At 56.7% G+C, this 16,486-nt stretch carries 18 protein-coding genes; 14 read left to right on the forward strand and 4 right to left on the reverse strand.

Annotated features, from left to right (window positions below; translation table 11 throughout):
• Positions 1–87 precede the first annotated feature (87 nt).
• The 13 genes from HYP802_RS0105560 (at position 88) to HYP802_RS0105625 (ending at position 11,577) form a co-directional block, all read left to right on the forward strand.
• Positions 88–1,947 carry a methanol/ethanol family PQQ-dependent dehydrogenase gene (locus tag HYP802_RS0105560; RefSeq protein ID WP_348623885.1) on the forward strand — a complete coding sequence of 620 codons (1,860 nt, stop codon included), beginning with the start codon at positions 88–90 and terminating at the stop codon, positions 1,945–1,947.
• Between the two features lie 227 nt (positions 1,948–2,174).
• Positions 2,175–3,083 carry a methanol oxidation system protein MoxJ gene (moxJ, locus tag HYP802_RS0105570; protein WP_024275309.1) on the forward strand — a complete coding sequence of 303 codons (909 nt, stop codon included), beginning with the start codon at positions 2,175–2,177 and terminating at the stop codon, positions 3,081–3,083.
• Between the two features lie 53 nt (positions 3,084–3,136).
• A complete protein-coding gene (moxG, locus tag HYP802_RS0105575; RefSeq protein ID WP_035575715.1) occupies positions 3,137–3,718 on the forward strand; it encodes a cytochrome c(L), periplasmic in 582 nt (193 codons plus the stop codon).
• Positions 3,719–3,819: 101 nt separating this feature from the next.
• Positions 3,820–4,119 (forward strand): methanol dehydrogenase [cytochrome c] subunit, encoded by a 300-nt coding sequence (locus HYP802_RS0105580; protein WP_013946132.1) that lies wholly within the window; start codon positions 3,820–3,822, stop codon positions 4,117–4,119.
• Positions 4,120–4,328: 209 nt separating this feature from the next.
• Complete coding sequence (locus tag HYP802_RS0105585) at positions 4,329–5,348, forward strand: MoxR family ATPase (RefSeq protein ID WP_029670813.1); 1,020 nt, start codon at positions 4,329–4,331, stop codon at positions 5,346–5,348.
• Positions 5,345–6,202 carry a DUF58 domain-containing protein gene (locus HYP802_RS0105590; protein ID WP_024275312.1) on the forward strand — a complete coding sequence of 286 codons (858 nt, stop codon included), beginning with the start codon at positions 5,345–5,347 and terminating at the stop codon, positions 6,200–6,202. The genes HYP802_RS0105585 and HYP802_RS0105590 overlap by 4 nt, the downstream gene beginning before the upstream one ends.
• Complete coding sequence (locus tag HYP802_RS0105595) at positions 6,202–7,176, forward strand: hypothetical protein (protein WP_024275313.1); 975 nt, start codon at positions 6,202–6,204, stop codon at positions 7,174–7,176. The genes HYP802_RS0105590 and HYP802_RS0105595 overlap by 1 nt, the downstream gene beginning before the upstream one ends.
• Positions 7,173–8,177 carry a vWA domain-containing protein gene (locus HYP802_RS0105600; RefSeq protein ID WP_024275314.1) on the forward strand — a complete coding sequence of 335 codons (1,005 nt, stop codon included), beginning with the start codon at positions 7,173–7,175 and terminating at the stop codon, positions 8,175–8,177. Before HYP802_RS0105595 ends, HYP802_RS0105600 begins: the two co-directional genes overlap by 4 nt.
• Entirely contained in the window at positions 8,167–8,748 is a 582-nt protein-coding gene (locus HYP802_RS0105605) for a hypothetical protein (RefSeq protein ID WP_013946137.1), read from the forward strand. Before HYP802_RS0105600 ends, HYP802_RS0105605 begins: the two co-directional genes overlap by 11 nt.
• Entirely contained in the window at positions 8,745–9,770 is a 1,026-nt protein-coding gene (locus HYP802_RS0105610; RefSeq protein ID WP_013946138.1) for a vWA domain-containing protein, read from the forward strand. The genes HYP802_RS0105605 and HYP802_RS0105610 overlap by 4 nt, the downstream gene beginning before the upstream one ends.
• Complete coding sequence (locus tag HYP802_RS0105615) at positions 9,760–10,296, forward strand: SRPBCC family protein (RefSeq protein WP_013946139.1); 537 nt, start codon at positions 9,760–9,762, stop codon at positions 10,294–10,296. Before HYP802_RS0105610 ends, HYP802_RS0105615 begins: the two co-directional genes overlap by 11 nt.
• The gene (locus HYP802_RS0105620; RefSeq protein WP_013946140.1) at positions 10,293–11,258 is read left to right on the forward strand and encodes a YncE family protein; all 966 of its coding nucleotides are present in this window, start codon (positions 10,293–10,295) and stop codon (positions 11,256–11,258) included. Before HYP802_RS0105615 ends, HYP802_RS0105620 begins: the two co-directional genes overlap by 4 nt.
• A complete protein-coding gene (locus tag HYP802_RS0105625) occupies positions 11,236–11,577 on the forward strand; it encodes a hypothetical protein (protein WP_013946141.1) in 342 nt (113 codons plus the stop codon). The genes HYP802_RS0105620 and HYP802_RS0105625 overlap by 23 nt, the downstream gene beginning before the upstream one ends.
• Before the next feature lie 24 nt (positions 11,578–11,601).
• Here the strand turns inward: HYP802_RS0105625 and HYP802_RS0105630 are convergent, their stop codons facing one another.
• The 4 genes from HYP802_RS0105630 to HYP802_RS0105645 form a co-directional block, all read right to left on the reverse strand.
• Positions 11,602–11,985 (reverse strand): hypothetical protein, encoded by a 384-nt coding sequence (locus HYP802_RS0105630; RefSeq protein ID WP_013946142.1) that lies wholly within the window; start codon positions 11,983–11,985, stop codon positions 11,602–11,604.
• Between the two features lie 215 nt (positions 11,986–12,200).
• The gene (locus HYP802_RS0105635) at positions 12,201–12,608 is read right to left on the reverse strand and encodes a calcium-binding protein (RefSeq protein ID WP_013946143.1); all 408 of its coding nucleotides are present in this window, start codon (positions 12,606–12,608) and stop codon (positions 12,201–12,203) included.
• A gap of 213 nt (positions 12,609–12,821) precedes the next feature.
• A complete protein-coding gene (locus tag HYP802_RS0105640; RefSeq protein WP_013946144.1) occupies positions 12,822–13,439 on the reverse strand; it encodes a response regulator transcription factor in 618 nt (205 codons plus the stop codon).
• Positions 13,440–13,733: 294 nt separating this feature from the next.
• Entirely contained in the window at positions 13,734–14,042 is a 309-nt protein-coding gene (locus tag HYP802_RS0105645; protein ID WP_013946145.1) for a hypothetical protein, read from the reverse strand.
• A gap of 1,766 nt (positions 14,043–15,808) precedes the next feature.
• Between HYP802_RS0105645 and HYP802_RS0105650 the strand changes: the two genes are divergently transcribed.
• On the forward strand, positions 15,809–16,486 hold the full coding sequence (locus tag HYP802_RS0105650) for a response regulator transcription factor (RefSeq protein ID WP_013946148.1): 678 nt from the start codon (positions 15,809–15,811) through the stop codon (positions 16,484–16,486).

Genomic DNA, 16,486 nt, shown 5'->3' on the forward strand with positions numbered 1-16,486 from the left:
AGCCGCCTCGGCTGAATAAGAAAAAGCTGGGTTTAGGAAACGCGAGGTTAAATGGGCATGAAAAAAGTCGTTGGCACCTCAATGCTGATGTCGGCGTCCTGCATGGCGATAGCCGCCGCTATGCAGCTCGGCGTCGCAACCAGCGCTTACGCGAATGACAAGCTAGTTGAACTGTCGAAGAGCAAAGACAACTGGGTGATGCCGGGTCGGAATTACGACTCGAATAACTACAGCGAAGACGATCAAATCAACGTCGGCAACGTCAAGCAGCTGAAGCATGCTTGGTCGTTCTCGACCGGTGAGCTGCACGGCCACGAAGGCGCTCCGCTCGTCGTCGATGGTGTGATGTACGTTCATACGTCATTCCCCAACAAGACCTTTGCTCTTGATCTCAACGATCCGGGTCACATCCTCTGGCAGCACAGCCCGAAGCAGAACCCAGCCGCTCGTTCCGTGGCGTGCTGCGATCTCGTGAACCGCGGTCTGGCTTATTGGCCGGGCGACGGGAAGGTACCGGCGTTGATCATCAAGACCCAGCTCGACGGTCACCTCGTCGCGCTTAACGCCAAGACGGGCGAAGAGTACTGGAAAGTCGAAAACGCCGATATCAAAGTCGGCCAGACCGAAACCCAGGCTCCGTACGTCGTGAAGGATCTGGCAATCGTCGGTTCTTCGGGCGCCGAACTCGGCGTTCGCGGCTACACAACCGCCTATAACGTCAAAACCGGCGAACAAGTCTGGCGCAAGTACGCGACCGGACCGGACGCCGATATCGGTATCGGCGACGACTTCAACAAGGCGAACCCGCACTACGGTCAAAAGGGCCTCGGCCTTGCGACTTGGGAAGGGGACGCCTGGAAAATCGGCGGCGGCACCAACTGGGGATGGTATGCCTACGATCCATCGCTCAACCTGATTTACTACGGCTCGGGCAACCCCGCTCCGTGGAACGAAACGATGCGTCCGGGCGACAACAAGTGGACCATGACGATCATGGCCCGCGATGCCGACACCGGCGAGCTGAAGTTCGGCTACCAGAAGACGCCTCACGACGAGTGGGACTTCGCTGGCGTCAACGTCATGATGCTCTCTGAGCAGAAAGACAAAGACGGCAAGGAGCGTAAGCTTCTGACGCATCCCGACCGTAACGGCATCGTCTACACGCTTGATCGTTCGAACGGCGACCTCATCTCGGCGAACAAGCTCGACGACACGGTCAACGTCTTCAAGACGGTCGACCTGAAGACCGGCCTTCCGGTTCGCGATCCTGAATACGGTACCTACATGAACCACAAGGGCACGGACATCTGCCCTTCGGCCATGGGTTACCACAACCAGGGTCACGACTCTTATGATCCCAAGAAGCAGCTGTTCTTCATGGGTATCAACCACATCTGCATGGACTGGGAGCCCTTCATGCTTCCCTACCGCGCAGGTCAGTTCTTCGTTGGTGCAACGTTGTGGATGTACCCGGGTCCGAAGGGTGACCGCCAGAACTTCCTGGGCCTCGGTCAGATCAAGGCCTACAACGCCATCACCGGCAAGTACAAGTGGGAGCACATGGAGCGCTTCTCGGTTTGGGGCGGCACGCTCGCAACCGCCGGCAACCTAGTGTTCTACGGTACGCTTGATGGCTTCATCAAAGCACGTAACTCGGACACGGGTGAGCTGCTCTGGAAGCACAAGCTGCCGTCGGGCGTGATCGGCTACCCGATGACGTACGAGCACAATGGCATCCAATACGTTGCGATCATGTCGGGCGTTGGTGGTTGGCCGGGTGTCGGTCTGGTGTTCGACCTTCAGGATCCGACTGCTGGTCTCGGTGCGGTTGGCGCTTTCAAGCAACTCCAGAACTACACGCAGATGGGCGGCAGCGTCGAAGTGTTCTCGCTTGACGGCAAGAACCCCTACGACGACGTCAACGTCGGCGAATACGAGAAGGGCTGATAATCAGCCTCGGGCTATGGCATCGGCGATCTTCACCGACGCCATAGCCCACTGGATATCTCTCGTGTCCGAAAAGGACCCGAGCCGCGCGGCGATAGTCGATTATTCGCTTCACAACGACGGCTATCTGCCTCGCGAGCAATGCATTCGAATTTCCGGCAACAGCGCTTGATCCCGCGCGAGGCGCGAGCAACCGCCAGACCGATTTGAAAGGCCTTGTTCAAATCATGGCTCCCGAATTAGAAACCGCTCATTCGCGGACATTTGTTTCGCGTCTTTGGCAAGTCGCGGCTGCCATCAGTGTTTCGCTATTCGCGCTCGCAGCTTTCAATCCGTCGATGTCGGATGATGCAAATCCTGCTGCGGCGGAGGACAAAAATGTCCTGCGTGTCTGCGCGGCCGCGAAAGAACTGCCGTATTCGGCGGACGACGAGTCCGGCTTCGAAAACAAGATCGCCAAAATTCTTGCTGATAGCTTGGGGCGAAAAGCTGAATTCGTCTGGTTCCAAAAAGACGCCATCTACGCGGTGCGCGATCAGCTCGATAAAAATCTTTGCGATGTCATTATCGGAACGGATACCAACGATCCCCGCGTTCTGACGTCGAAGCCCTATTATCGAGCGGCCTATGTTTTCATTCAGCGCAAGGACTCGCCGCTGAAGATCGATAGCTTTGATAGTCCCGATATCGTCAAGGCAAATCCGATTGGCTTCGTGCAAGGCACGCCCGCCGAAACGATGATTACCAAGCTCGATCTCTATAACGACAATATCAACTACGTGTCATCGCTGACCAACTTCAAGGATAAGCGCAATTCCTACACGCGCGTTCCGCCAGATCGGATGGTCGGCGAAGTGGCTTCGGGAAAATCCGAGCTCGCTATTGGTTTCGCGCCGGAAGTCGCGCGTTACGTCAAGGCGAATGACGCGCTCAAGTTGACTGTCATTCCCGATAATAATGTTCGCGACGATGGCCAGCGCGTTCCGCTTCATTTCGACCAGTCATTCGCCGTCCGCAAGGACGAAAAGGATCTGATGGCCGCGATAAACACCGCCCTTCCGGGCATACAGAAGAAAATCGACGTGGTTCTGAAAGACGAAGGAATTCCCTTCGAAGCGCCTCAACCGCCGACCTGAAGACAGATGTCCCGCAGATCGGCAATCGAAGAAGAGTGGAAGAGAAATTGCAGATGAGATTTGGAATTCTGGCAGCCGGCGCTGTCGTATGGTCGTTGATCGCGGGTGCGCAGATGGCCAATGCCCAACAGGTTTTTCAGAATACCATTACCGGTGAAACCCTGGACGTCGATGGCACGGCACCGAAGGAAGGCCGTAATACCCCTGCGGTCAAGAAGTTCCTGGAAACCGGTGTGGATGCCTATGTCGAAGTTCCGGGCTGCCTACCCAAAGGCGAAGAGGTTTTTCTCGAGTCTTGCTCGGGCTGCCACGGGCATATCGGCGAAGGGAAGGTTGGTCCGGGTCTCAACGATTCCTACTGGACCTATCCGAAGAACGAGACCGACAAGGGTCTGTTTGAAACCATCTTCGGCGGTGCCAACGGCATGATGGGTCCGCACGGCCAAGACATCGAGCTCGACGACATGTTGAAGCTCATCGCTTGGATCCGCCACATCCAGAAGGACGACGTCAAAGACGCTCAGTGGCTGACGGACGAGCAGAAGAAGAACTTCAAAGCCTTCAACATTGACGAATGGGAAAAAACGGGACGCGCTGCCGCTGCGAAGCAGCAATGCAAGATTTCCGGCAACTAGCTCATGTCCTGATTAGGGCTGCCTCACAGGGCTTGGCTGGTACGGAACAACAAGGACGGATCAGACCGTCTGAAGACGAGTAGAAAAATGGAGGAATGCCTATGAAGAACCTTTCACTCACGCTCGTTGCCGGAATTGCATTTGCCGGCCTCGCTGGCGCGATGGCTCCCGCGGCCATGGCCTACGATGGCACGCACTGCCGCGCTCCGGGCAACTGCTGGGAGCCAAAGCCCGGCTTCCCTGAAAAGATCAAGGGCACGAAGTTCGATCCGAAGCACGACCCGAAGCAGCTCGCGAAGCAGAGCGAATCCATGGCTGCCATGGAAGAGCGGAATGCGAAGCGCGCTGAGAACTTCAAGAAGACCGGCAAGTGGGTCTACGACGTCTCTAAAATCCAATAGTCGAGACGGACAAATAATCCTCGGATCTTGCGACGCTTGCAGGACGAAAAAATTTCCTCTCCGAGGTATCTGGGGTGCTGCCCAAAACAGCACCCCCCTTTTCGTCCGAATTGAAATCTGACGTCCAGCCGTTCGGCCGGCTGAGCACGCCACGCTTGGGAACAAGAATAATGAATCGCCCAACGCTTGATCGGCAGCCCGCTGCCGATATGTCCGAACCAATTAATCTCGATAGTTGGCGCCGCGATGCTCGCGACTTCGAGCAGGAAATCGCGAAAGCTGTCGTCGGCCAAGAGCGGGCAATCCGTCTTTTGACAATTGCCGTATTCGCGCGCGGGCATGTTCTTCTGGAAGGCGACGTCGGCGTCGGTAAGACGACGCTCCTGCGCGCGGTGGCTCGAGCGCTCGGCGGTGCTTACGAACGCATCGAAGGCACGATTGATCTAATGCCTTCGGACATGATCTATCATACGTTTCTCAACGAAGAGGGTAAGCCACGCGTCGATCCGGGCCCCGTTCTTCGCCATGGCAGCGATCTCTCGGTTTTCTTTTTCAACGAAATCAACCGTGCGCGCCCTCAGGTGCATTCGCTGCTGCTGCGATTGATGGCCGAGCGCAGTATCACGGCCTTCAACAAGGAACACTATTTTCCCAATCTGCTCGTCTTTGCTGATCGCAATCGCATCGAGCGTGAGGAAACCTTTGAGCTGCCTGCCGCTGCCCGCGATCGCTTTCTGATGGAAGTTGGCATTGCTACCCCGACAGACAATACAGCGCGCCGAGACTTGCTCTTTGAGACGAAGTTCCATGATGTCGACGCGCTTATTTCATCACTCAGGGAAGGCGTGATCGACTACCGGCGTCTGAATGCGCTTTCCAAGGTCATTCAGAACAGCATCATCGTAAGCCCGGCGCTGGAGAGCTACGTTCTCGATCTCTGGACCGCCGTGCGCGAACCCGCGAAGGCCGGCATTGATATTCCAAACGTCGACATCACGCGTCTCGTGGCGGGCGGAGCCAGCCCGCGCGGCATGAGTTATCTGATCCGAGCGGCGCGCGTGCAGGCGTGGCTCTCCGGCAGAGACATGGTCGTGCCGGAGGATATTCGCGAGATTTTCTCCGAGTGCATGGCGCACCGAATCTTCCTTGCGCCGGTCTACGAACTTAGACGCGATGACATCATTCGGGCGCTCATCAGCGACGTGTTCGCCAAGGTGCCGGCGCCATGAACGACGCCGCGCGCGATCTCGCTTATGCCATACCCTGGCGTACGAGCGGCGTCCGCGTCGGCGCGCACAAGAGCTATCTGTCGGGAAGCAGCGGCCTGTTCCGCGATATCGTTCCGCTGACGGCGTTTCCTGATCCGAGGCGCATCGCCGTTCGCGCCTCGTTGAGCGACCCTTTCGAACGTCTTCTTGTCCGTCGCGCCGAACAACCGAGCGCGATTGATGTCGTCGTTCTCGTCGATGTTTCAGCTTCGATGGCCTTCGAAGGCCACTGCAACAAGGTGGCGCTCGCGGTAGATATTGCCGAAGCGCTTGCGATTTGCACCGAACGTACCGGCGATACCTTTGCATTGCTGCCGTTTGACAGCGTGTTGCGACAGGACCTCTTGCTCTGGAAGACGCTGTCACGCGCGGCGCACCTGGACGCCATTGACCGGCTTCGCCACGCAAAAGCCGAGCACAAAGGAATTGAAGGTATCGCCGAAGCCGGTGCGGCAATTGCCGGATCGCGCAAGCTCGTCTTCATTGTTTCCGATTTTTTGTGGCCCGAAGGGGGAACACGGGCTGCAGCCGAGGCGCTCGCCTTCCACGACGTCGTGCCAATCGAGTTACGCGACAGTCTTGAGATTGAAGACTTGCCGCGTTGGGGTCTGCTCAATCTGCGTGACCTTGAAACCGGACGGCATCGTCTTGTCGCCATGTGTCCATCATTGAAAGCGAAATGGCTGACACTGCGAAACGAGCGGCGCGATCGCATCACGCGCGTCCTCGATGCGAACGCTCGCGAGATGTTCACCATTCGCGATTCAATCGATTGGATGCGCCTTACCGCCTATCTTCTCTACGGGTCCGCCTGATGCGCATCTTTTGGATGATCGTCTTCGTTCTGATCGGCATTCGCCCGGCGCTAGCTGCCATAGACGCCGTCAACATTTATGAGCCGCGGACGTTCGGTTATTTTATCGGAGATATGCTCGAACGCGACGTTCAAGTCGTCACCAGCGGCAACACCGAACTCTTTACGGCGGCACTTCCACGGCCCGGCCCCCTGACATACTGGCTCGACTTGGTTTCCATCGACCACACAGAGCGCGAAGCTGACGGGCGGCGGATCTACGATATCAAGCTGAAGTATCAGATTTTCTATTCCGCGATCGAGGCAACTGAACTCGACATTCCGGCCTTCCCTCTGAAGTTCAAAAATCCGACGAGTGTTGCGCCGGATGAAACTGCGCCGAATGACCCGGAAGAAGCTGCAAAGAAATATTCCGCGTCGGTTCCTGCTCTGCGCCTGACCCTCTCGCCGCTTCGCAATCTCGTTTTGAACGATCTCATGCCCGAAAAGACGAAAGAACTTTCGGACGTCCTGCGTTCCAACGTGCGGGCACACGAGATTCCAGTCGCCTCCAAAGAAAAAATGCTCACGCTTTCCAGCCTCGCGCTTCTCGGCTGTGGGCTACTGCTGCTTTGGCATTATGCCATCTGGCCGTTCAAGAAACGCGCCGGCCGTCCTTTTACGCAAGCCGACCGCCAGATCCGGGACCTCCTGCCCTATGGAGTGGGCGACGCTTCCTATCGCGAGGCACTTCTCATTCTGCATCGCGCTTTCGACGAAGCGGCCGGTCATCGGTTATTTGCCGAAGACGCTTCAGCGTTCGCTCGAGAACATCCGCGCTTTGAAGGGCTGGCACCGCGGCTCAAAGCTTTTTTTGAAAGTTCGCGCCTTTATTTCTTTTCCGACGATCGACGCACCGCCGAGGATCGCTTCCCATTTGAAAGCGTGAAGAGGCTGGCCGGCGATCTAGCACGCGAAGAAAGAGCCGCGGCATGATTTTTACGAACCCTCTCGGCTTATATTTGCTGCCGCTGATGCTTATTCCGCTCCTTCTCGGGACACAGAAGCAGGAGGGTTATCCTTCGCTTGCGGACCTTCCGACCGACCGGCTTTCGCAAGTGCTGACTTGGGCACTCCGATTTGCGGGAGTGCTCGCCATTGGCGGGATCGTTCTCGGACTATCGGGAATTGCGCTGCGTGAACGCAAGATCGAGCGCTTTGGACAGGGCGCGCACATCGTGCTGTTGATCGACCGTTCCGCCAGCATGAACGATACCTTCGCAGGTCGTCAGCCCAGCGGAGCAGAAGAATCGAAATCGGCGGCGGCCAAGCGGCTGCTCAAGGATTTCGTCGTGGAACGCAAACATGACCGGTTCGGTATCGCCGAATTTTCAACTGCGCCGCTACATGTCGTGCCGATTACCGATCACAAAGGCGTCGTGCTCAATGCAATCGATGCGATCGACCAGCCGGGTCTCGCGTTCACGGATGTCGGCCGCGGCCTCGGCATGGCGCTCAGCATGATCGACGAAGATGTTCTGCCTGGTTCGCGCGCTATCGTTCTGGTCTCGGATGGCGTCGCGGTCGTGGGGCGGCGCGTGCAGGAAGCGTTGCGGACGGATTTCGCCCGGCGTCCTGTCCATCTCTATTTCCTCTATCTGCGCACCGAAGGTTCGAACAGCATGTTCGCCACTCCTCCGTCCGATGCAGAGGATACGCCGCAGGCGCTCCCCGAACGCCACCTCAACAAGTTCTTTCAGAGTTTGCGCATTCCCTACCGTGCTTATGAGGCGGAGAACGCCGATGCGGTCAAAGCCGCCATAAAAGATATCGGCAAGCTTGAGCAGACGCCAATCGTCTACACCGAGCGTATCCCGCAATACGACCTGTCGCGATGGGCATACGCGTTTGCGGCACTGGCTTTAGCTCTTCTTCTTGCCGCGAAGCTCTGCGCCCGCTCGCTCCACGCCATGCCCGGAGGCGCGCATGCTCGTTGACCGCTTTATCACTCTTTTATCGGATCAGCGCAGAAAAATCCTTTGGCTGCTCACGCTCCTGTGCGCGGTTTGGTTTGGATACGCCGCCGATGAATTCTTCCGAGCCGAACGCGCTAACAGCACGATCCGCCAACTCCTGGCGCGGGGTGATGCTGCGATCAACATTCGAACCGCGACGCCGCAGGAGATTCTGGCGCGCATAAATGAATCTCTGCGACGCGACCAAATCGATGATGCGCAAGCAACCTTGAGTTCGTCGGTCGAGAGAGTTCCCCCCGCCATTCACGCAGCTGCGCTTTACAATATGGCCAATTTAAGAACGCTGCTCGCAGCCGAGGCTGTTCGTAAGGGCGATCTCGACGGAGCGGCTGCGCTCGTCAATTTGGCGAAATCCGAATATCGCCTCGCGCTCAAACTTGATCCTGCAAACTGGGATGCGCGCTACAATATCGACGTTGCCATGCGGATCGTGCGTGACCTGCCGCAAGCGGATAATCCCGATAAAGAATCGCCCGACGCACCAAAGAAATTATGGACGGATCTGCCCGGCATTCCGAAGGGGTTGCCATGACTTTCTTCGGGATTGAATTCGATCGCCGAACAGCTTTGCTCGCCGGCGCGCTGGCACTGACCATTGCCGCGATGATCGGCTTCCATCTCGTGCGCAACCAGCGCATCGCCGACGTTTTGGCAATCATAGATATCACCGGTAGCATGAACACGCGCGACATGGGAGACCCGCGCGGATCGCAGGATCGGCTCGAATCCGCCAAGACTGCGCTCGTCAATCTGATGCAGGATCTTCCCTGCGACTCACGTCTCGGTCTCGGCGTCTTTACGGAGCGCATTTCGTATCTCCTCTTCGATCCGGCCGAGATCTGCGCCAACTACGATGCACTCGAAGGAGCAATCTCAGATCTCGATTGGCGCATGGCGTGGGCAGGCGACAGCTATATCGCCCTGGGTCTCTATTCGGGCATCGACATCGCTCAGAGTTTGAAATCTGATCTTCTATTTCTGACTGACGGACATGAAGCGCCGCCTCTGCCCTTCACGGGCGTTCCGGAATTCGATGGCAAGCCGGGTGCTGTAAAAGGCTTGATTGTCGGCGTCGGAGGAACGGAAAAAACACCGATCCCGAAATTCGATGACGAGGGACGGCAAGCCGGCGTTTACAGCGAAACTGACGTTCCGCAGGACAATCGAATCGGCGCGCCGCCGCCAGATGCCGAGACGCGCGAAGGATACAATCCGCGCAACGCTCCTTTTGGCGCCATGCCCGCGACCGGCGACGAACAATTGTCGTCGGTAAGAACCGCACATCTGGAAGACCTCGCGCGACGTACCGGCCTGCAATACGCCGAGCTTCAGCACGTCAATTCGCTGGCGCCGCGTCTTCTCTCGGCGACGGAACCTCGGCTCGTGCCGGTGGATACGAATATGTCTTACGTTCCCGCGCTCGCGGCGCTGCTGCTGCTGCTCGCACTCTACGCATTTTCATTGTTCGAGACGGTGCGTTTTCCCAGTCCCCGCCACCTCTTGAAGTTCGGTTTTACGTCCCATCCCAAAGGAGCTTTGGTTTATGGCAATTAAGTTACGTCCACTTCTCGTTATCGCTGCTGTTCTTTCGTTCTCGAGTGCTGCGTGGGCGCATGGTCCGACGCCACAAAAAGTGGATGAGAAAATTACGATTTCCGCCCCACCTGCTGACGTCTGGAAAATCGTGAAAGACTTTGCGTCCATCGGGACGTGGCACCCATGGGTCACGAATATCAAGGTCGAAGGGAGCGGCGACGACACGACCCGAACGTTGACGCTCAAGTCTGGCGGAACGCTCATCGACAGCCTTGATGCCATCGACGACAAGGCGATGGAGATCGACTACCGCCTGCAAAACGAAGACCTCAAGGCGCTCGCGGTCAGTTCGTATTCCGATGCGATTACCGTGCAGCCTGCTGCCGGGGGCGGTAGCGAGGTCGAGTGGATATCGCGTCTCTATCGCTTCGATACCGGCAACGAACCGGCGGACGATCAGAATGACGAAGCGGCCGTAAAGGGATCAACCGCATACATCAAAGCCGGGCTCGCAGGCCTGAAGGCGAAAGTTGAAGGTAAATGAGGGCACGTCTTCCCGTCGCTGCCCTTTTGAGCACCATCGTCATTGCGCTGAAAGGCGCAGTGGCGATGGCCTCACCGCAAAGCGTTTACGTTCTCAGTCAAGACGACGGCATTCTTTCTGTCATCGATACGACCTCTGATGAAATCGCGGCGAAGGTCGCCATTACCGGCAAGCCGGCAGCCTTCACGATCGATGCGAGATCACACAAAGCCTTCGCAACGCTTCCCGACAGCGGCGAGATTGCCGTCATCGATCTCGGCCGGCGCGCACTCTTGGCTACCCTGAAGGTCGGCGGCCAGCCATTCGGCATTGCGTCCGACAATGCGGGTCGCCTTTTTGTAGGCGACTGGAGCGCCAATCGCATTTCCATCGTCGATGAGACGACCGGCGCGGCTGAAGCGACGTTTGCCGTTGGGCGCTCGCCGGCTCATCTCGTTGCGACGGGAGACGGCAGACGGCTTTTCGTTGCCGACCGTGAATCGAACAATGTCGCAGTCATCGACACAAAGAATCTCAAAATTCTGGCGAAAATTCCCGTCGGCCGCGCGCCGTTCGCATTGGCAATAAGTCCGGATAAAAAACGACTGGCGGTCGCCAACGTCCAAGCCGCGACGCTGTCGATCATCGATACGAACACTCTGAAGATCGTCTCGACGCCTGCGACACGTTCGATGCCCTATGGCGTGACCATCACCGACGACAATTCAGAAATCCTCGTTTCCAACCAACACGGCGGAACCGTCTCGATCTTCAATGCGCAAACGTATGCACCGCGCGCCGAGATCAAGGTCGGGCGCTATCCGGAAGGCGTGGCCGTGCTGCACAATGGGAGAAAAGCCTATGTGGCGAACTGGTTTTCAAACACCATTTCAGTTCTCGATCTTGCCAGCAATGTCGAGATCAAGAAGATCAAATGTCCTAGCGGACCGCGGATGGTTCTTGCCGGCGCTGTGGAACATTAGCGCCATCGCGCTTACCATCGTGGTTGCAGCTGGAGCAGCACCCAGCACCGGCCATGCTGAATTGCTCTGTGGCGCGATGGTCAAAAGCGGCGTTGCATCGGGCAAGACCGAAGCCGAAGCCAAATCCGCCGCGACGACATGGTGGACATCCCGCGCCGGTGCGCTCGGCGAGGGGTATCAAGAGTGGGACCACGCGAAGAACAAATCCGTCTCGTGCCACGTGGGACCTTTCAACACGTTCAAATGCCGTGCGTCTGCAGAGCCACGCCGACCCGACAACAGCAAGCCGGCCGCCTCCCCGAGCAGTAAGCATCTTTAGCTGTACGGCTTCGTCCAAGAGGGATCAGAGCTCGCTGAAGGTCCTGGTCGATTGCATCGAGCCGAAGTAGGTGCCGGTCCAACGTTCGACCTTCTCTGGTAAGAAAATAAAGCTCTGCATCTTATAGACGAGGCCGTTGCTCATCACGGTTTCGTCTTTCACTGGAATGGCGTTAGCGGGAAGAAAGTAGGCGCAGGTCTGTTTGCCAACGACCTTGTTCACCTCATTGGCTGCGATCTCTTCCGAGTCGCCCGCAGCTTCCCGCTGAAGAAAAGCGACCTGCTCGTGCTTTTGACCGCAGAAATAGCCTGAGACCCGGACCGGGTCATCGGCGCGAGCGGGGCCTGTGGCGCAAAGGGTGATGGTTGAAAGAAGGAGAGCAATCCGCGAAATGCTTACGAGGGGCATGGGCTTCTCCAAAAGGCTAAGCGTTCACAACCTGGGTGAACCCAAACCTCGAGCGCGCCTCCGAGACCCTTCTTCTCAATTTCCTGAAAGCGTGAGGGAAGAATCGGTAGATCTCAACTGCAGCGGAGTCACATGCGTCTCGAAATCTCAGTGCACACACAGGAAAAGAGGCTGCCTGGCCGCGACTTGCATGCGATCCAGACAGCCGAGGAAATTTACTCAACAAGAAGCAGGAATGATTTCCCGGCATCCGAGGCTAGTTCTTTGTCGTCGAGCGTGCCGTCACTATCGGGATCAGCCGCCTTGAAGCGCTCTACGACGATCGCGTCGTATTCGTTCTGATCGAGCGTGCCGTCGTTGTCGGGGTCAGCAGCTTTCAGACCGGCTTCGTCAACGCGGCCGGACAGCTCTTTGCCATCAAGGGTTCCGTCCTTGTCGGGGTCGAGCTTGGTAAAGAGTTTTGCCGCGGCAGTTTTGGCTTCTGGCACATCGACCGTGCCGTCGTTGTCGGGATCAAGCGCGGTCAGAGATGCTGAAGCGGCGATGGCCGGGTGTGCATAGTGAACGGATGCCAATGCGGCGCCGGCCACCAGTGCTGCGACACCCAATAATCCAAATTTCATTTCGAAAAACTCCTCCATGGGCGATACGAAACGGCCCCCGTTTCGAAAGTCGTTCCTTAAGCTCAGAGGATTACTTCCCTCCGAGATGCGATACTGACAGCACGCTAACAGAGGACAATTTCCCGAATTAAGGTGATAAATAGGAAGAAATTTCAGGAATTATTTCCCAAATCGCCGTCCGGCTCGGCGAATATCGCAAACGCTCGGCAGCTTTCAGATCAGCTTCATTTCAAGGGCAATACGGACCATTTCGGTCGATGTGCGGGCGCCGAGCTTTTTCCTCAGGATCGCGCAATCCGATGCGACGGTCTTATAGGACACGGAAATATCGTTGGCGATTTCGGCCATGCTCCGGCCGCGGGCCAGCATTCGCAGGACGAGCTGCTCGCGCTCGCTGAGAAGCGTTTCTGTTTGATGGTTTTGTGCCCGGAGCAGCGCCATCTCCTGCACGAGATCATCCGAGATCCACGTATCGCCGCGCGCGACCGCCAGCACGGCCTCGCGCAGATCGGTCGAGCCACCGGTCTTGCTGACGTAGCCTCTTGCGCCGGCCTGGATCGCCTGAATCGCAAGGATCGGCGTATCGCTCATCGAGAAGACGACGATGCGGGCTTCGTGGTCGTGGCCGACGAATTCACGTGTCAGCTCAAGGCCCGAGCCGTCCGGAAGATTGATGTCGATGATCGTCACATCAGGATCTTCGCGTGGCATTGCGAGCCGCGCTTCTGCTGCCGTTCGCGCTTCGACGATCGCCATCCCATCGATTTGAGAAAAGAGCGCTCGGCAGCCGGATATGACGATCGGATGATCCTCGACGATGAGAAGCTTCACGGTTGGTCGCGCTCACCTCAAGCACCCGAGCCCAAGCCGTTCTAGCGAGCGAGAACCGATTATCAATGCCGATTTTGAAGGGATTTTTTCCCACGATATGTCGAATTTTATCCCATGCCGCCTGATCGGCAATGATTGCCGACGTCATATGATGAGAGGTTTCTGTTGCCGGCGAAATCACCCGGATATGTGCAAACGGCGGAGCAGGAAAATGACTCCCAGAAATCCTGGGAAATCGTACGCCGGGCGTTCCGATGAATTCGGTCGCCCGGCGCGAAATAAAAGTACAGGCTGTTAGTACTGCTTCGGGCACCAAGATTCCGAAGACGATTTGCACCCTTCAGGGAATGCCTTCACCATCTTCTGGGCGGTCACCCATTCGTCCGTATCGACGCTGTTGTTCGAGTCTGCGTCCATTGCCGTGAAGGTAGGGGCTGGATCAATCTTGAGCTTCGTCCAGTTTGCTTCCCACTCCGTGCGGCTGATGGAGCCGTTGCCATCGGTGTCGATCATCTTGAACTTCTCGCCCCATTCGTCCGCCGACGCATAAACGGTGGAGGCGAGGACAAATGTGGCCGCTACGGCCGCCAGTCTCTTGAGCATGGTGTTTACTCCCAATCTTATTGCTTTTTCTGCTTGTCGCACGGTGGCGTAGCCGAGTGCCACGGCGCGTACCAAGCAACACGCGGCGAGAGCGCACAGGCAATGGCATGCGTGGCAATTCTGGATGGGAGAGTTGGTAAGTGCGGACGGGACGCGTGTTCAGCGAGGACGCGTAAAGCGATTATTGGTGCTGAAACCTGTGGCCGCTGACGTTCCATCCACAATCAAAGGATGCGAATTTGGCGAACGCAGATCACCCGAACGGGTTCTTTTGCTCGGTTCAATAACGACGCCGACGTCATCTAGCGCTGCTTCGGAATATACCTTCGAAGTCTGCTTCTGGCCCTTTTAGCCGACAAAGCCATGACGTCTGCATTTAGGTAAGCAGCAGACGTCCGCGGATAACTGGCAAACGACCAAGTCGGACGTTCTGCCGATATCCGCTATCTCGGCAAAGCCGCTCTCTTGCCCGAAGTCACGCCCAAAACGGTTCGTGTGAAATTTGTACGAAACCTGGATCCCACCTCATAAATCTGCATTGCAGAGCAGGCGGGCATCGAGCAGCAATTCGCCGAATGGCATCGGACGGCGCATGCGCACGTCTGCTTCTCACTAAAGAACAGACCGATGTCCCGCTTTCAGATTCAGAACGAGCGATGCGGATCGTGAAGCGAAGTCTCTTCGTGTCTAGAAAGAGATTTCGCTGCCCCATAACGCGAGAAGTTCGCTATCGCTCATAAGTCCCGCTGGTCGCAATGCCACCGCCAGTTACGAACAAGGAGACAAGCGCTGTACTTGAGCCGAAAGGATCGGCAATTCCGATTCACCAAGGGGCGTCGTCGGACACTTTCCTATGACGGGTTTGATATCGAGCCCTGATTACACGCGTGTCACGTGATGCGAGAACCGGGCTGCTATGTCCGCTTCACTGCATCAGTACCGGCGCATGTCGGAAAAGATCGGGATGAGAGCGGCGTCGCCGACGGATGCGACAGCACATTGTGAGCTGCGAACATTACGACTTGCTTACGTCGCGCAATCAAAATTGGTGACGACATGCGCCACCATCTTCGTACGACAAGAGCCACAAGTGACTGGACTTGGCGCTGTGGTCGCTCCGCTACAGCGCGCGAAGCAGATTGTGTTAAGCACTTACTAGCTTCACTCGTCATCGTTTGCCGTCAAACCTTCATGTCTTGTTCGCGCACAATATGAACTTCGTGAAAAATCGTCGGCACTTCATCCGAGCGAGTTTTTATTCGCTTCTGTTGTCCACTCCGGTTCACGGTACTGAAATTGGTGACAGCGTCAGTGCCGTTAGCAGATACGGCAATGGAACGATCACTGCTCCGATCAGACAGGATAAACTGGGATGGCAAGTGCAGCTGCCCGGAGGACAATGGGTATTTTGCCGGCGCAGTTGTTCGGAAACGCTCCGTGTCGAAACGATAGATTTCTTTGAATCGAACCAAGCCGGCAACGGACAGCTCACAAACGAGTGCGGAATTTTTGGATGCCTGGATCTGAAATATCGCCAATGAGACAAAGTTGGAGAGGCTCCGCCTAAGATCATTTTTTTACAATTGTGACTTGTGTCAGACGCGTGCTGGAAAGCGCCCAAGAATAACAATTCTGTATTTTAAGGGCCGCATTTGCATCCCGTCCACGGGTTCATCAGGCACTGACGTCATCGCACTTCTGTTGGGCCGGAAAGGGGGCCGACCGCGGTCGCGGACGTGAATGCATTCGGGGATTCGGGGAAATGCATGCGCTTGTTGATCGTAGAAGATAATGTGCGAATTGCTGAATACATAGGGACAGCACTTCGCGCTCAAGGATTTGCCGTCGATGCCGTAGGAACGGGCGCGGATGGTGATGCCGCGATCGCGACGACATCCTACGACGCAGTTATTCTCGATCTTGGATTACCTGATATCGACGGCCTTACTTGGCTTGGCGCCGTTAGAAAGCAAGTCAATCAAGTTCCCATTCTCGTTCTAACTGCCCGAGACGCTTTACGCGATTTGGTGCAGGGGCTCGATTCTGGCGCAGACGACTATATGCGCAAGCCGTTCGAGGTCGATGAACTCGTTGCGCGCGTGCGCGCATTGCTGAGGCGGCCGAACCATACCATCGGGACGCATCTCGCTCACGGCAATCTCTCGCTCAATACGAGCACGCGAGAAGTGCTCGTCGATGGCGTCGGGGTCGAAGTTGGAAAACGCGAATGCAGTGCACTTGAGCTTTTGCTCCGACGCGCGGGGCGGGTCGTTCCCAAGACGGCAATCGAGGAAGCGCTCTACAGCTTCGACGAGGAGCTTTCATCTAACGCAATCGAAGTTCTCATCCATCGTTTACGCAAACGCATGAGCGATGCCAACGCCAATGTCCATATCCACACATTGCGCGGAGTTGGGTATATTTTATCAAATTCCACGAACTAG

This window comes from Hyphomicrobium sp. 802, assembly GCF_000526135.1.
Classification (GTDB): Bacteria; Pseudomonadota; Alphaproteobacteria; order Rhizobiales; family Hyphomicrobiaceae; genus Hyphomicrobium_B.